The following is a 15626-nucleotide window of genomic DNA, read 5'->3' on the forward strand; positions in this document are numbered from 1 at the left end:
ATCCAGGCTTTTACATCACACGACGGCATGGCAGTCATGCGCGAACGCGGTTTCTGTTTGCCATTCTCCAGACGCGATCGACGCGCGGCAGATCAGGAAAACCTGTGTTCGGAGAGGCTTGACCCTGGATCGCACGCTTCCTTGCACTTCCATGACAAGACGGAGATACCGAAATGAGCAGCGGCTTCATCAAGACCGAAGACGGCGTCGACATCTTCTACAAGGATTGGGGACCGAAGGACGCGCAGCCGATCGTGTTCCACCACGGCTGGCCCTTGTCGTCGGACGACTGGGACACGCAGATGCTGTTCTTCCTCGCCGAGGGCTACCGCGTCGTCGCGCATGATCGCCGCGGGCATGGCCGCTCGTCACAGGCCGAAACCGGCAACGACATGGACCATTATGCCGCCGACGCCTCCGCCGTCGCCGAGCATCTCGACCTGACCAACGCAGTGCATATCGGCCACTCGACTGGCGGCGGCGAAGTCGCGCGCTATGTCGCGCAGTTCGGCCAGCCGCAGGGCCGCGTCGCCAAGGCCGTCCTCGTCAGCGCGGTCCCGCCGCTGATGCTCAAGACCGACGCCAATCCCGGCGGCACGCCGATCGCGGTGTTCGACGGGTTCCGCAAGGCCCTCGCCGAGAACCGCGCGCAGTTCTTCCTCGATGTCGCATCGGGGCCGTTCTACGGCTTCAACCGTCCGAACGCCGTCGTCTCGGACGGCGTCATCCGGAATTGGTGGCGCCAGGGCATGATGGGCAGCGCGCTCGCACATTACGACGGCATCAAGGCGTTTTCGGAGACCGACCAGACCGCGGATCTGGAGGCGATCACCGTGCCGATGCTGGTGCTGCAAGGCGATGACGACCAGATCGTCCCCTATGAAGACGCCTCGCTCGTGCAGGCGAAACTGCTCAAGAACGCCACGCTGAAGATCTACAAGGGCTTTCCGCACGGCATGCTGACGACGCACGCCGAGGTTCTCAACCCCGATCTGCTGGCGTTCGTGAAAAGCTGAACACCCGCCACGATCGGCCCGCAGCATAATCTGAATCCCGCTGCGGGCCGATACCTTGGACCCTGACCGTCAGCTCGGATCGCGCGGCGCTTGCGTCGCCTGTTGCCGCCACAGCATCCACGCCACCCCGGCCAGCACTGCCGTCGCCGCAAGCAGAACCGCCCACAGCACGATATTCCGCGTCGGCGCCCCCGCATCGCCGAGCGCCGACAGTGTCACCGTCGCGGCCGGCACCGACACCAGCCGCGCTTCGCCCGGCCTGCCCTGCCCATCGGCAAGATCGGCGGGCGACAGGAACACGTCCTTCGCCGCAGCGCGCCCGGCCGCCAGCGTGAACGGCGCGGTGCCGCTGGCGAGGAAGATCACGCCACGGTCCGCAAAACCGATCCGCAAGCGCGGCGCGACGGTGAACCCCGCGCTGCGAGCATCGGCCTCGATCCGGATCGCACGCGGTGCGTCGCCGGACAGCGCGATGTCGCGCCCGCCATCGCTGCGCGCGACGCCTTGCCCCAGCAGAGCCCAGGGCTGCTCGCGGTCGTCCCGCCCCAATATCCGAACCGGTACGACGCCATCGCCTTCGACCGGTATCACCCGCAAGCTCGCCATCGGTGTCGCGAACGGCACCGCGAAATCGACGATGCGCGCAAGCCCGGACGTCGGCGCGGGCGCCTGAGCCTCGACCGTTTCCGACGCCGCCGCACCGTCCGGCCGCACATCGAGCACGGCGCCACGGATCGCGACCGGCGCCAGCAACCGCGACCCCGCGCTCCACGTGATCCGCAGATACTCCCGCGCCACGGTGGCACCGTCCAACGCGACGATCGACGACCGCACCGCCTCGCCCGCGCGCCGATAGACCGTCGCCTTGCCCAACCGCCGCCACTCGCGCAGGTCGCCACTGGCCTCGACCGTCAACGTCACCGGCTGGCCCACCGGCAAGTCCGCGGCAACCGCAACCCGCTCGACCGCGCCCGACACCCGCCGCGCATCGAGCAGCACGCCGAGCAGCACGGGCGCGCCGCCAGCCGCAACCGGCTCGCCGCGCACTTCGGCGACCTGCGCCGCACCGCGCCCATCGAGCCTCAACGACACGCCCGACACCTTCAGCGCATCGGGCGCCCCCAGGATGGGCATCGGATCGAGCGACACATGGCCGACCACCGCGGACGCGCCTGCACGGGCGATCGGCATCGCCCGCCCCTTCGCATCGAACACGCGCAAATCATGCCCGTCGCGGGTCTGCAATCCTGCCAGCACCGCGGCCGGCAACGCTAGTCGCTGGACTTTCGCACCTGCCTCCACCGACAGCGGCAAGCGAAGCGCATAGCCGTCCGGCTCGCCATCCGATCCCGCCGGCGCCGCAGCGATCAACAGTACCGCGCCGACCAGTGCGCCCAACCGCCACCGAACCCCGCTCATGCCACCGCCCCACGCTTCGTATCATCCGACGCGACCTTGGGTGGCAGCGGCGCCAGATACCCGACCAGCAGCATCAGCATCCCGACCGCGATGAAGGCGATGATCCGCGCGCCGCCGCCGGTCGCGTACAGGTCGACGACCAGCAGCTTGACGACGGTCGCCCCCAACAGGCTCGCCCCGGCCAGCCAAAGGCTGCGCGTTGCACGCCGATGCGCGACGACCATCAGCGTCAGCGCGATCACCGTCCACAGGATCGCGATCCCGGTCTCGACCAGTGCATTGCCGAGCAGCGTATCCGCCTCCCATTCCACGCCCGCCAGATGATGCGCCGTCCGCAACCACGCACCGTTCGCCGCGGCGAAACCAAGCGCGGCGATTGGCAGCCAGATGCGCTTGCTCGCCAACAGCGCCGCGCCCGCCGGCACCGCATCTGCAGCCAGCACTGCCCGCCGCCACAGCAACAGCACGCCCGCCGCCAGCGCGACCATCACGTCGACCGGATTGAGCAGCGGCACGAACGGCAACGGCGCGGTATCGCCCGACGAAAACAGCGCGATTGCCGCGGCGCCACTGAAGATACCCAGCGCGATCGGCACCGCCGCCGTCCAGGCATAGTCCACCGCATGGCGATCGAGCGGCCACCGCGTCGCGGCCCGGACGCCGCGCAACGCCGGTCCCGCCCACAGCGTCAGGCCCGCAAGCACCACCACCCCGCCCGCCAGGAACGTCACTTCGTTCCACGCCGTCGACCACAGTGCCGCGCGATCGATCCCGTACCACAGCATGTCGGCGATCAGGACCACCGCCAGCCAGACGCCCGCGACATGGCTTGCCGACGCCACCGCCCGCGTACCCGGTGTCGCGACGTCGTCACGGTCGCTGCGGAACAGCATCCAGCCATGCACCGCGAGCGCGACGATCCACAGGAAACAGCCGGGCGACGACAGCACGGTCCCGCCCCGATCGGCCTGCGCGACGAAGCCGATCCACAATGCGCCCACACTCACGCGCGCCGGCCACGCCGCGACCGGCCAGTCGCGACGCCGAGCGATCGTCTGGAACGCCGCTGCGCTGACCAGATACGCCAGCATCGCCAACAGGATCTGCACGTTCGTGGAGAACACCGACACCGGCGACAGCGATCGCTCGACCGCCGGATAAAGCCGCGTCGCCTCCATCAGCCAGCCGATCCACCACGCCGCAAACCCGGTGAGGAACGCAGGCGTCGCGATCACCGCCTCGCCCCGTGCATAGGCCCGCGCAAGTCGCGTCTCGCCGGGCACGATCGTCTCCTTCGCGAACCATGCCGTCGCTAACCAGCCGAGTGCCACCAGGATCGCACCGACGAACGCCGGATTGGCGAACGGCAGCGCCGCAACGTTGTCGTCGAGCGTGCCGAGATACAGCAAGGTCGCGACGACCTGCAGCGCCAGCCCGAACAGCCGCGGCATCCAGCGTGCCTGCCGCATCCCGACCCAGAACGCGCCCGCGCCTTCCAGCGCCCACGCCGCCGAGGTCCAGCGCGCGCCCAGCGCAAGCGGGATCGCCATCGTGACGAAGCCGATGCCGATCGCCAGCATCGCCTCGTTCATCACGCGCAGCCCCTGATCTTGCCGGCGCCGCGCCACCAGCGAGACACCCAGATACAGCGCCGCAAAGCCCAATGCCGCAAACGCGCTGCCGAACGGCCGGTCGCCGATCAGCGCGACCTCTAGCCCGAACCCGGCCAGCGCCGGCCCGAACAACAGCGTCGTATCGACCGCGTTGCCGAACTTGCCGGGCGTCGCCCGCGTATAAAGCACGGCGGTCACCACGTAGATCAGCACCGAGACGATGAGGAATATCTGTGCGATCAGGAAATGTTCGGGCCGATACGCGGTCGCGCCCCACAGGCTCGCAATCCCGAACGTCGCGAAGAACCCGACCAGGTTCAGCACGCGCCATGTCCGCGCCCGCGCGATGAACAGGATCGCGAGGTTCAGGATCGTCCCGTACCCGAACAGGCCGAGCGCATTGCCGCCCTCCCCGCCCAGCAGCAACGGCACCGCGAACCCGCCTGCGAACGCCGTCACCGCCAGCGCCTGCGAACGCTGCAACAGCGCCAGCGCACAGCCGAGCGCGCAGACTGCGATCATCAGCACGAACGCCGCCGACAGCGGTACGAGATCGTAGAAGCGCGCCGCCCCGAACAACGTCAGATAGATGATCGCGACGCCGCCGCCTTGCAACGCCAGCGCGAAATCCGGACGCTTGGTTCGCGTCCGGAAGCCGATGCCGAGCAACGCGATGCCGAACAGGCCGACCACCGCGAGACGGAACTCGATCGGAAACAGCCCCGCCGCCGCCGCATAGCTGGCAAGGAACGACAGTCCAACGAACAGGATGACGAGACCGAGCCGGACGATAGTGTTGCCGCCGAACAGCCAGCCGCGCGCGGCCGCAACGCCGCTCGCCAACCAGCCCGGCTCGCGTGGTTCGGCGGGCGCAGGTACAGACGCAACGCGGTCGCCCGAAGGCGGCGAACCCCACCGGCTTCCCGCCGCGGTATCGAAGTCGGTTAGTGCTTCACGTTGCGATACGACCTCCGGCGCGACCGTCGCGGTCGACGGCTCGGCGACCAACGGCTCGATCGATCGCGGCGTAGTGCGGACCTCGGGCACATCGGCGACACCGTCCGTGCGATAGCGCGGCGCGTCCATCAGTTCGTTGACGTGGGCCCGCAACAAGGCGACCTCGGCGCTCAGTACCGCCGTCTCGCGCACGATCTCGATCCGCATCGCCCGCCGCAACGCCCAGCCGATGCACAAGCCAACCGCCCCGCCCAAGAATAAAGCGGTTTCTGAAAAGCTTCCGAGCACCCAGCCGAGCAAAGCACCGACTATCGCCATCCAGATTAGCATCGTCCGCGCTGCCCTCGCCTAGTCATCGCCCCACCTACTCATGGACGTCTTTGCACTAACATGGCGCAAGCCCCCCCGCCGGTCGAGCGTGATTGCGAATACGCGCGCCGACTAAATTTAAGCTGCATGATCCCGTTTCTCGATTTCGCCCGTTAAGTGCCTGCCCTGCAACGAAAGGGTGCAAGACCAGGGGAGATACCGATGCAGGGAATGCGTGCATGGTGGCGTTGAGCGAACGACGATCGGTCGTCGTCATCAGCGACTGGGTCGACGGCTGGCCTCCCGCGGATCCCTCCGCCGCAACGCCTCCTCGCGACGGATCGGCATGGCGCGCGCTCGATCCCGCGAGCCAACCCTGGACGGGTGCCGCCGACCACCGCGAGCCCGTCGCCGGCGGGTATCTCGAACGCCTTCCCCTCGCGCTCGCCGCGGCCGGCATCGTCGAGCAGGCCGAGATCTGGCATCACTGGCGCGGCGACGGGGACCCGCCATTCCACCGCGATAGCCCGGTGCTCGCGCGCCGCGCCTTCCGCCTCGACCACGACCACGCACCGTTCGCCTCCACCGAGATGATCGATTTCGTGCGGACCTTCGGCGCACCGCACATCCTCGTCGTGCTGGGTCTCGGCGTCGCGCCCGAACTCCTCGCGCTCTGTGCGAACAGCATCATCCTCTACAATTCGATCGACGCGCCCTCGTTGCGCGTGCCGCCCGAAGTCAGCGAACATTTCGATCTCGTCATCACCGGCGCGCAGTGGCAGTCGGACGAAGTCGAGGCCCGCCACCCCGGCATGCGCACTGCGATCCTGCCGGTCGGTCCCGAATTCGCCGCGATCGACCAGTTCCGTCCACTCGGCAAACCCAAGGACGTCGACCTGATCTACGTCGCCGCCGCGCAACCGTATAAGCGCCACGACATCCTGTTCAACGCACTCGCACAACTGCCGCGCGACGTGCGTGCACTTTGCGTCTTCGGCTATGGCGAGGATGCCGACGCACTCCGCCAACGCGCACGCGACCAGAACCTCTCGATCGAATTCGTCGGACCGCCGGGCGTGCCTATCGACGAGGTCAACCGCCTGATGAACCGCGCCAGGTTCGGCGTCGTCTGCGGCATCGACGACGGCGCGCCGGCGATCCTCACCGAATACATGCTCGCCGGCCTGCCCGTACTCGCCAACGCCGAATTACGCTGCGGATTGCAGTTCATTCGGCCCGACACCGGCATGACGGCTTCGACGAACGGGTTTGCCGATGCAATTCTTACAATGCGCGAAACCTACGAAGAATATCGGCCCCGCCAGGCCGTGTTGGAACGTTGGACGTGGCAGCATAGCATCGTGCGTTTGAGGGCAATTATCCAGCAAATACATGATGCAAAGCAATGACATTTACATAGTCAGGTTTGAGGTGTGGGCTTAGGTTCTATCGACAACGCGGATAACCGCGGATTTGCGGATTGGAAGAGCGTGCACGGTATCGGACCTATTCTCACGCCCTCGAAGTCCGACGATGCCGCCCCGCCGCCGCTGATCTGCTTCTCGCATCTCCGCTGGGATTTCGTCACGCAGCGCCCGCAGCATCTGATGAAGCGGTTCGCGCAAACCCAGAGCGTGTTCGTCTGGGAAGAACACATCCCCTGCGACCATCCGCTGCCGTTCCTCGAACATCACCCGTTTCCCGCCGACAACGTGATCGCACTGCGCCCGCGGCTGCCGCATTGGTGGAATGCCGAGCAGGTCGAGGCGGGCTTGCGGCAACTGCTCGATATGCTTGTCGCGACGAGCATTCGGGCCAAGCCTTTGCTATGGTTCTACACGCCGATGATGCTCCCGTTCGCCGAGCATCTCGACGCCGCCGCGGTCGTCTACGATTGCATGGACGAACTGTCTGCGTTCCGCTTCGCCGACCCCGCGTTGCTCGACCGCGAAGGGAGGCTGCTCGCGCGCGCCGACCTCGTCTTTACCGGCGGCTACAGCCTCTACGAAGCCAAGCGCGGCCGTCACTGCGACGTCCACGCCTTCCCCTCGGCGGTCGACGTGGCGCATTTTGCACAAGCGCTGACCGGCAACAGCGAACCCGAAGACCAGAGCCACATCCCCGGTCCGAAGCTCGGTTTCTTCGGCGTCATCGACGAACGCATCGACCTTGCATTGCTCGACGCGGTCGCCGCGCAGCGCCCCGACTGGTCGTTCGTGATGATCGGCCCGGTCGTGAAGATCGACCCCGCGCACCTGCCACGCCGCGCCAATATCCACTGGCTCGGCGGACGTGGCTACAACGAACTCCCCGCCTATCTCTCCGGCTGGGACGTCGCGCTCATGCCGTTCGCGATCAACGCCGCGACGCGCTTCATCAGCCCGACCAAGACCCCCGAATATCTCGCCGGCGGCCTGCCCGTCGTCTCGACGCCGATCGTCGACGTGATCCGCCACTACGGCGACGCAGCGGCCGTCTCGATCGCCGCCGACGCGCCCGCGTTCGTCTCAGCGTGCAAGGCCGCGCTCGCCCTCCCCCGCGAAGGCGCATGGCGTGACGAAGCCGACCGCCTGCTCGCCACGCAATCCTGGGACCGCACGCAAACCGCCATGGCCACCGAGATCGACCGCATCTTAAACGGTAAAAAATACACTCCCGCCCCGAAGCGCGAACGCTACGACACGCTGATCGTCGGCGCAGGGTTCGCCGGCGCGGTCCTCGCCGAACGCCTGGCCAGCGACAGCGGCCAGCGCGTCCTCGTCGTCGACCGCCGCCCGCACATCGGCGGAAACGCGTATGACGAACACGACGCGGCGGGCGTGCTGATCCACCGCTACGGCCCGCACATCTTCCACACCAATTCCAACGACGTGTTCGACTATCTCTCGCGCTTCACCGACTGGCGACCGTACGAACATCGCGTCCTCGCCAGCGTCGACGACAAGCTCGTGCCGATGCCGATCAACCGCACGACGCTCAACGCACTCTACGGCCTGTCGCTCAAGGACGACGCAGAAGCCGCCGCCTTCCTCGCCAGCCGCGCGGAATCGGTCGAGGACATCCGCACCTCCGAAGACGTCGTCGTCGCCGCAGTCGGTCGCGATCTCTACGAGACGTTCTTCCGCGGCTACACGCGGAAGCAATGGGGCCTCGACCCGTCCGAACTCGATCGCGCCGTCACCGCGCGCGTGCCGACCCGCACCTCGACCGACGACCGCTATTTCACCGATAAATTCCAGGCGATGCCCGCCAACGGTTATACCCGGATGTTCGAGGCGATGCTCGATCACCCCGGCATCACGCTCGATCTTGGCGTCGAATATCGCGACGTGATCGACCGCATCGACGTCGACCACATCGTCTTCACCGGCCCGATCGACGAATATTTCGACTTCCGCTTCGGCAAGCTCCCCTATCGCAGCCTCCAGTTCCGCCACGAGACGCACGACGTCGCGCAGTTCCAGCCGGTCGCGGTCGTCAACTATCCCGACGAAGCCGTGCTCCAGACGCGCATCACCGAGTACAAGCACCTGACCGGCCAACTGCACGCGAAAACCAGCATCAGCTACGAATTCCCCAGCGCGGAGGGCGACCCGTATTACCCGATCCCGCGCCCCGAAAATCACGCGCTGTTCAAACGCTACGAGGCACTCGCCGACGCGGAGGAAGGCGTGACCTTCGTCGGTCGGCTCGCGACGTATCGCTACTACAATATGGACCAAGTCGTCGGGCAGGCGCTCGCGACGTATCGCCGCATGGTCGCAAAGTCGGCCGTTCTCGAGACCCCCGTTATGGCCGCCGAATGACCCGCATCTGCCTGTTGACCGACAGCCTCGCCCCGTCCGGCGTCGGCGCACACATGATGACGCTCGCCGAAGGACTGGGCGGAGACGAGATCGTCGTCGCCGCGCGCCCCGGCACCGGCCTGCTCGAACACGCAGCCGCCAGGGGTTATGCGGTGAAAGCGCTCGACGACGATGCAAACCTCGCGCGCTGGCTCGACCGCGCCGCGCCCGACATCGTCCACGTCCACGCCGGCATAGGATGGGAAGGCCACCCCGCAGTCCGCGCCGCGCACGCTGCCGGCGTCCCCGTGATCCGCACGGAACACCTCCCCTACCTCCTGACCGACTTCGCGCAGCGCGACGAGCACCGCGAAACCTCGGCCGCACTCGCGCGCCTGATCTGCGTCTCGGACGCAGTCGGCGACAGCCACCGCGCAGCCGGCGTCGATCCGGCACTGGTCGCGACGATCCACAACGGCGTCGGCGCGCACAAACCCTCGCGCTCTCGCGAAGCCCTCCGCAGCGAATGGGGCGTCGGCAATGCCCCCGTCCTCCTGATGGTCGCACGCTTCGCCAAGCAAAAAGGCCACGCTCTCTTGCTCGACGCGCTGCCCGCGATCCGCGCCGCGCACCCGGACGTGATCGTGCTGCTAGCAGGCGAAGGTCCCCTCCTCACCCAGACCGCACGCGCCATCGCCGCGAAGGGCTTGGCCGGCACCGTCCGCATGCTCGGCGCCCGCAGCGACGTCGCCGACCTCATGACGCTCGCCGACCTGCTCGTCCTCCCCTCCGCGTTCGAAGGCCTGCCGCTGGTCGCGCTCGAAGCGATGGCCGCCGGCCTCCCCGTCGTTGCCACCGTCGCACCCGGCAATGCCGAAGCGATCGAGGACGGCGTCACCGGTCGCCTCACCGCCGCAGACCCGGCCAGTTTCGCCGATGCCGTCGTCACGCTGCTCGCTGACCGCGACAGCCTGAAAACGATGGCCAGCGCCGCGATCGAACGCCAGCAGGACCTATTCTCGGCCGATCGCATGATCGCCGACACGCGCGCGGTCTACGCCGCCGTGCAAGACCAGACAGATAGACAACCAAAGGGAGACGGCGTGGAGCGGACACGGATCGGGTTCATCGGCGCAGGCGGGATCGCCAATCGCCATTTCGGCGTGCTGGAGCAGTTCGACGACGTCGCGATCGTCGCGGTCGCCGACGTCGACATGGCGCGCGCGACCGACGCCGCCGCCCGCTTCGGCGCGCGGGCGTTCAACGATGCCGCCGCGATGCTGGCCGCGGTCGAACTCGACGCGCTCTACATCTGCGTGCCCCCGTTCGCGCACGGCGAACCCGAGCGCCTCGCGATCGAGCACACGCTGCCGTTCTTCGTCGAGAAGCCCGTCGCGCTCGATCTCGGCACCGCGGAGGATGTCGCAGCGGCAGTCGACCGGCTCGGCCTCGTCACAGCGGTCGGCTACCACTGGCGCTATCTCGACACCGTGGACGAGGTGAAGGCGCTGCTCTCAGCGACCCCCGCACGCCTGCTATCCGGCTATTGGCTCGACTCCACGCCGCCCCCGCGCTGGTGGTGGAAGAAGGACGCATCGGGCGGCCAGATGCTCGAACAGACGACGCATCTCGTCGATCTCGCGCGCTATCTCGTCGGCGACGTCGTCCGCGTCTACGGCCAGTCGGGCCACATCGACCGCGCCGCCTTCCCCGGCCTCGACGTCGCGACCACCAGCACCGCGATGCTCACCTTCGCCAGCGGCGCGATCGCCAATTTCGCCTCGACCTGCCTGCTCAACTGGAACCACCGCGTCGGCCTGCATCTGTTCGGCGAAGGCCTCGCGATCGAACTCACCGACCGCGACGTGATGATCGACATCGGCCGCGGCCGCCCGGTCCGCGGCACCGGCAGCGATCCGGTCGTGCTCGAGGATCGCGACTTCATCGACGCGGTCCGCGGGGGCGAAAACCGCATCCGCTGCCCCTACCCCGCCGCGCTCGAAACGCTCCGCCTGGCGCTGGCGATCGAACGCTCCGCCGTCGAAGGCCGCGCGATCGACGTCCGCGAACGGGAGGTCGCGCATGTCTGAGTGGCGCCACGTCCGTTCGCTCGGCGTCGAACGTCCCGGCCAGGCCTATTTCTTCGGCTATGACGAAGCACCCCCAGGCGACGGCCAAGTCCGCCTCGACCTGCTCTACACCGGGTTCTCCGCCGGCACCGAACTCACCTTCGTCAAGAACAGCAATCCGTATCTCCACTCCCGCTGGGATGCTGGCCGCGGCGTGTTCGTCCCCGGCGAACCGAGCGCGCACTATCCGGTGCCGTTCCTCGGCTACATGGAATGCGCGCGCGTCAGCGACAGCCGGGTCGGCGATTTCGCCAACGGCGACGTCGTCGGCACCGTTTTCGGCCACAAGACCGGCCACACCGCGGACCCGTTCAACGACCTGCTGACCAAGCTCCCACCCGAGCTCGATCCGATCCTCGGCATTTATATCGGGCAGATGGGTCCGATCGCCGCCAACGGCATTCTTCACGCAGACGTCGAACTGCTCGGCCCCAACGTCGTCAACCTCGGCGACGGCATCCGCGGCCGTCCCGCTTTGGTGATCGGCGCAGGCATAGTCGGCATGCTGACCGCCCTGTTCGCACAAGCTGCCGGGGCAAGCGAAGTCGTGATCGCAGACCCCTCCCCCTTCCGCCGCCTGCGCGCCGAATGCCTCGGTATCACCGCGATGACCGAGGACCAGGCCTGGGCGTACGCCAAGGCACGCTGGCTCCACGGCGGCGACGATCGCGGCGCGGACGTCGTGTTCCAGACCCGCGCCGACGCCGCCAGCCTGCACGCCGCGATGCGCGCGCTGAGACCACAAGGCACGGTAATCGATCTCGCCTTCTACCAGGGCGGCGCCGACCGGCTCCGGCTCGGCGAGGAATTCCACCACAACGGCCTCAACCTCCGCTGCGCCCAGATCAACCGCGTCCCCCGCGGGCTAGGCTTCCAATGGGACCGTCGCCGCCTCGCGAATGAGACGGTGAAGCTCCTTCTCGCCCGCGGCCCCGAGATCCGCGCGCAACTCATCACGCACGTCGTGCCCTATGACGACGCCCCCAAGTTCATCGCAAAGCTGGTCGGCGAGCGACCCGAATTCCTCCAGATCGTCTTCAAGGTCGGCGATTGAGCACCGCACTCACTGCCGACGCCCGCCCGATCCGCATCCTGTTCGTCTTCGCCTGGCTCGTCGTCGGCGGCGAGGAGACGGAAGTGCGTCTGCTCGCCCAGGCGCTCGACCCGACCCGCTACCGGATCGAGGTCGTCGCCTGCTTCCGAAAAGACGGCATGCCCGAGCAGACTCACGCGCAACTGGAAGCGATCGGCGTCCCCGTCGACCGCACCCCTTATGCGCTAGGTTTCGACGAGACCGTCGCCTACCTCGCCAGCAAGCTGCCTGCTTACGACGTCGTCGTCTCATGCCAGAACGTCGCGGACATCTATCCCGCGCTCGAACGCATGCACCTCCGCCCGCCATTGATCGAGCATGGCGGCCTCGTCTCCGAAGCGCTCGCCGGCCCCAAGCATTTCACCGCACGCTATGTCGGCGTCTGCGCCTCGATCCGCGACGCCGCCGCCAGCCGCATGCCCGGCCGCGAACACCACGCGATCGAGATCCCGTCGATGGTCGACACGCGCGCCTTCGATCCCACCCGGCGAGTCCCCGTCCGCGCGGCACTCGGCATCGCCGACGACATACCGCTGATCGGCTGGCTAGGCCGGCTCGACCCGAAGAAGCGCGTCGAAGACTTCATCGAAGCCGCCGCGCTCATCCACGCCCGCCACCCCCGCGCGCGTTTCGTCGTGATCGGCGGACCGGACGCCTTCATTCCCGAATACGCCGTCGCCCTCCGCAACCGCGCGCACGTCCTCGGCCTCGACACCGCCCTGACCTTCCTCGGCGACCGCGACGACGTGCCCGACCTGCTCGCCGCGCTCGACATCTTCGTCTGGCTCTCCCGCGGTGAAGGCATGCCGCACGTCATCGCCGAAGCCGGCGCCGCACGCCTCCCCGTCATAGCGACCCGAGACAACGGCTCCGAACAACAGATCGTCGACGGGATCAGCGGCCTGTTCGTGCCCCACGAAGACCCGTCCGCGGTCGCTACCGCCATCACGAAACTCATCGAAGACCCGGCACTCCGAACCCGCCTCGGCATCGCCCTCCGCGCTAAGGTCGACAGCGAGTACGTTGTCGCCGCGGTCGTCCCCCGCTGGGAATCCCTATTCGCCGAAGTCCTGTCCGACCGGTCACCTTTACCTCGTCCGACCGGACTTTTCCGCAGCTTCCTGCAAGGCGGCTTCGAATCCTCCACGCACCGCCGCGCGCATGACCGCAAGCGCGTCGACGTCATCGCCGCCAGCCATCACGACACCCTTGCCGCGCATGATTACAGCGAACTCGCCAAGCTCGGCATCCTGACGGTCCGCGACGGCCTGCGCTGGCATCTGATCGAACGCGAACCCGGCCGCTACGACTGGTCCAGTCTCGACCGCCAGCTGGAAGCTGCCAAAGCGATCGGCACCGAAGTCATCTGGGACCTGCTCCATTACGGCTGGCCCGACGACATCGACATCTGGACGCCCGCCTTCGTCACACGGTTCGCGGCCTTCGCCGCCGCCGCCGCGCGCCATATCGGCCCGGCCGCACCCGGCGAAACCCGTTTCTACGCCCCCGTCAACGAGATCTCGTTCTTCGCCTGGGGCGGCGGCGACGCAGCCTATCTCAACCCGTTCGCCCGAGGCCGCGGCTACGAACTCAAGGTCCAACTCGCCCGCGCGTCGATTGCGGCGATGGAGGCGATCCTTGCGGTCGACCCCGCCGCAAGGTTCGTCCACGCCGACCCGGTCATCAACGTCATCACCGACCCCGCCCGCCCGCACGACGCCCCCGCCGCCGAAGGCCACCGCCTCGCGCAATACCAGGCCTGGGACATGATCGTGGGCAAAGCCTGGCCGCAGATCGGCGGCCGACCGGCGTTGCTCGATATCGTCGGCGTCAATTTCTACCACAACAACCAGTGGATCCACGGCGGCCCCCCGCTAGCCTACGACCACCCCCTCAGCCGCCCGCTCCACACGATCCTCGCCGACGCCTACGCCCGCTATGGCCGCCCGATCTTCATCGCCGAAACCGGCATCGAAGGCAGCGCCCGTCCCGCCTGGATCCGCATGATCCTGCGCGAGGTGAAGATCGCCCAGTCGCTCGGCGTGCCGGTCGAGGGCGTGTGCCTCTACCCGATCCTGGACCACCCCGGCTGGGACGACGATCGCTACTGCCCCAACGGTTTGCTCGCTTGCTCGCCGGACCTCGCCGACCGCGTACCGAACGCCGCGCTGGCCGACGTGATCCGGCAGGCGCAGGGGCGCGATATCCTGCGTTAACTTGGGCCCGGATACTGATCGAAGTCGATACGATCGAGGGGACATTTCCGCCGCCACGTCGCGTTGACGGTCGCCACAAAGGCATGCGGAGAGAGATCACATGGCCATTAAATTTGCAGGAACGATGAACGCGATCAATCGCGGGCTCGACGCGACCAAGCCCACCAAGGGTGCCGACATGGTCGAGGATTGGGAAGCCGCGCTGGCCGATACCGACGTCTCCGGCGCCAAGGGCATCCTTCGCGATCTCGGCTCGCTGCGCAAGCAGTTGGAGAAGGACACGCCCGACGCGGACCGCGTCCACGCGCTGCTTCACCGCCTCGGTACCGCGACGACCAAGATCGCCGACAAGGCCGACAAGTCGCAGGACAAGCTGAAGGCACTCGGCGAAGCACTGACCGAAGCCGGTGAGGACGCGCCGGACGAGGAAGAGGACGTCGCAGCCGCCGCCGCACCAAAGCGCGCGCGCAAGAAGGCCTGAACGAAAAACGGGCCGGCGATCGTCAGATCGCCGGCCCGTTTCCTTAGTTACGTCGCGAAAACCTCAGGCGGTCACCGCCTCGGCTTTCGGATTGACCTTCGACGTCGCCATCGCGGTCAGCTTGTCGTCGGTCGCATATTCCTCGTCGAGCGTTTCCTTCAAGATCGCCGCGATCTCGCTGCGACCAAGCTGGTTCGCCCACGCGATCAGCGTGCCGTAGCGCGTGATCTCGTAATGCTCGACCGCCTGCGCCGACGCGATCAGCGCCGCATCGAGCACCGCCTTGTCGGCGATCTCGCCCGCGACTTCGTTGGCTTCCTTGATGATCCCGTCGATCGCCGGGCAGGTCACGGCCTTGGCCTTCTCGCCGAGCAGCTCGAAGATCCGCTCGAGCCGAACGATCTGTCCCTCGGTCTCGCGCAGGTGCGTTTCGAACCCGGCCTTCAGACCCGGCGCGGTCGCCTTGTCGGTCATCTTCGGCAGTGCCTTGGTGATCTGGTGCTCGGCATAATACACGTCCTGCAACTGGTGCAGGAACAGGTCTTCGAACGTCGCGATGTCCTTGGAAAACAAGCCCATGATCATATCCTCGCATAGCTGGTGCACGC

Annotated in this window: 10 protein-coding genes; 7 read left to right on the forward strand and 3 right to left on the reverse strand. The window is 67.3% G+C overall.

The window, feature by feature from the left end; genetic code table 11:
* Nucleotides 1-173 precede the first annotated feature (173 nt).
* A complete protein-coding gene (locus J4O76_RS09540; protein ID WP_426281512.1) occupies nt 174-1016 on the forward strand; it encodes an alpha/beta fold hydrolase in 843 nt (280 codons plus the stop codon).
* A gap of 69 nt (nt 1017-1085) precedes the next feature.
* Here the strand turns inward: J4O76_RS09540 and J4O76_RS09545 are convergent, their stop codons facing one another.
* The gene (locus J4O76_RS09545) at nt 1086-2435 is read right to left on the reverse strand and encodes a DUF3999 family protein (protein WP_426281514.1); all 1350 of its coding nucleotides are present in this window, start codon (nt 2433-2435) and stop codon (nt 1086-1088) included.
* A complete protein-coding gene (locus tag J4O76_RS09550) occupies nt 2432-5323 on the reverse strand; it encodes a DUF2339 domain-containing protein (RefSeq protein WP_426281515.1) in 2892 nt (963 codons plus the stop codon). The genes J4O76_RS09545 and J4O76_RS09550 overlap by 4 nt, the downstream gene beginning before the upstream one ends.
* Before the next feature lie 230 nt (nt 5324-5553).
* Here J4O76_RS09550 and J4O76_RS09555 point away from each other — a divergent pair, with 230 nt between their 5' ends.
* The 6 genes from J4O76_RS09555 (at nt 5554) to J4O76_RS09580 (ending at nt 15018) form a co-directional block, all read left to right on the forward strand.
* Nucleotides 5554-6723 carry a glycosyltransferase family 4 protein gene (locus J4O76_RS09555; protein WP_426281516.1) on the forward strand — a complete coding sequence of 390 codons (1170 nt, stop codon included), beginning with the start codon at nt 5554-5556 and terminating at the stop codon, nt 6721-6723.
* A gap of 198 nt (nt 6724-6921) precedes the next feature.
* A complete protein-coding gene (glf, locus tag J4O76_RS09560) occupies nt 6922-9120 on the forward strand; it encodes a UDP-galactopyranose mutase (protein WP_426281847.1) in 2199 nt (732 codons plus the stop codon).
* Nucleotides 9117-11189 (forward strand): glycosyltransferase, encoded by a 2073-nt coding sequence (locus J4O76_RS09565; protein ID WP_426281517.1) that lies wholly within the window; start codon nt 9117-9119, stop codon nt 11187-11189. The genes glf and J4O76_RS09565 overlap by 4 nt, the downstream gene beginning before the upstream one ends.
* Nucleotides 11182-12282 (forward strand): zinc-dependent alcohol dehydrogenase, encoded by a 1101-nt coding sequence (locus tag J4O76_RS09570; RefSeq protein ID WP_426281519.1) that lies wholly within the window; start codon nt 11182-11184, stop codon nt 12280-12282. Before J4O76_RS09565 ends, J4O76_RS09570 begins: the two co-directional genes overlap by 8 nt.
* Nucleotides 12279-14537: a glycosyltransferase gene (locus J4O76_RS09575; protein WP_426281520.1), complete on the forward strand. Its 2259-nt coding sequence runs from the start codon at nt 12279-12281 to the stop codon at nt 14535-14537. Before J4O76_RS09570 ends, J4O76_RS09575 begins: the two co-directional genes overlap by 4 nt.
* A gap of 100 nt (nt 14538-14637) precedes the next feature.
* The gene (locus J4O76_RS09580) at nt 14638-15018 is read left to right on the forward strand and encodes a hypothetical protein (RefSeq protein WP_235524733.1); all 381 of its coding nucleotides are present in this window, start codon (nt 14638-14640) and stop codon (nt 15016-15018) included.
* 63 nt (nt 15019-15081) lie between these two features.
* Here J4O76_RS09580 and J4O76_RS09585 read toward each other — a convergent pair whose 3' ends face one another.
* A complete protein-coding gene (locus J4O76_RS09585; protein WP_056489424.1) occupies nt 15082-15597 on the reverse strand; it encodes a ferritin-like domain-containing protein in 516 nt (171 codons plus the stop codon).
* Between the last annotated feature and the right edge of the window lie 29 nt (nt 15598-15626).

The sequence above is a fragment of the Sphingomonas sp. NFX23 genome, from assembly GCF_049887795.1.
Lineage (GTDB): Bacteria > Pseudomonadota > Alphaproteobacteria > Sphingomonadales > Sphingomonadaceae > Sphingomonas.

Coding starts and splice junctions, on each gene's coding strand:
- J4O76_RS09545 (WP_426281514.1), bottom strand. CDS start 2,435: ATGAGCGGGGTTCGGTGGCGGTTGGGCGCACTGGTCGGCGCGGTACTG.
- J4O76_RS09585 (WP_056489424.1), bottom strand. CDS start 15,597: ATGGGCTTGTTTTCCAAGGACATCGCGACGTTCGAAGACCTGTTCCTG.
- glf (WP_426281847.1), top strand. CDS start 6,922: ATGAAGCGGTTCGCGCAAACCCAGAGCGTGTTCGTCTGGGAAGAACAC.
- J4O76_RS09570 (WP_426281519.1), top strand. CDS start 11,182: ATGTCTGAGTGGCGCCACGTCCGTTCGCTCGGCGTCGAACGTCCCGGC.
- J4O76_RS09540 (WP_426281512.1), top strand. CDS start 174: ATGAGCAGCGGCTTCATCAAGACCGAAGACGGCGTCGACATCTTCTAC.
- J4O76_RS09550 (WP_426281515.1), bottom strand. CDS start 5,323: ATGGCGATAGTCGGTGCTTTGCTCGGCTGGGTGCTCGGAAGCTTTTCA.
- J4O76_RS09555 (WP_426281516.1), top strand. CDS start 5,554: ATGGTGGCGTTGAGCGAACGACGATCGGTCGTCGTCATCAGCGACTGG.
- J4O76_RS09565 (WP_426281517.1), top strand. CDS start 9,117: ATGACCCGCATCTGCCTGTTGACCGACAGCCTCGCCCCGTCCGGCGTC.
- J4O76_RS09580 (WP_235524733.1), top strand. CDS start 14,638: ATGGCCATTAAATTTGCAGGAACGATGAACGCGATCAATCGCGGGCTC.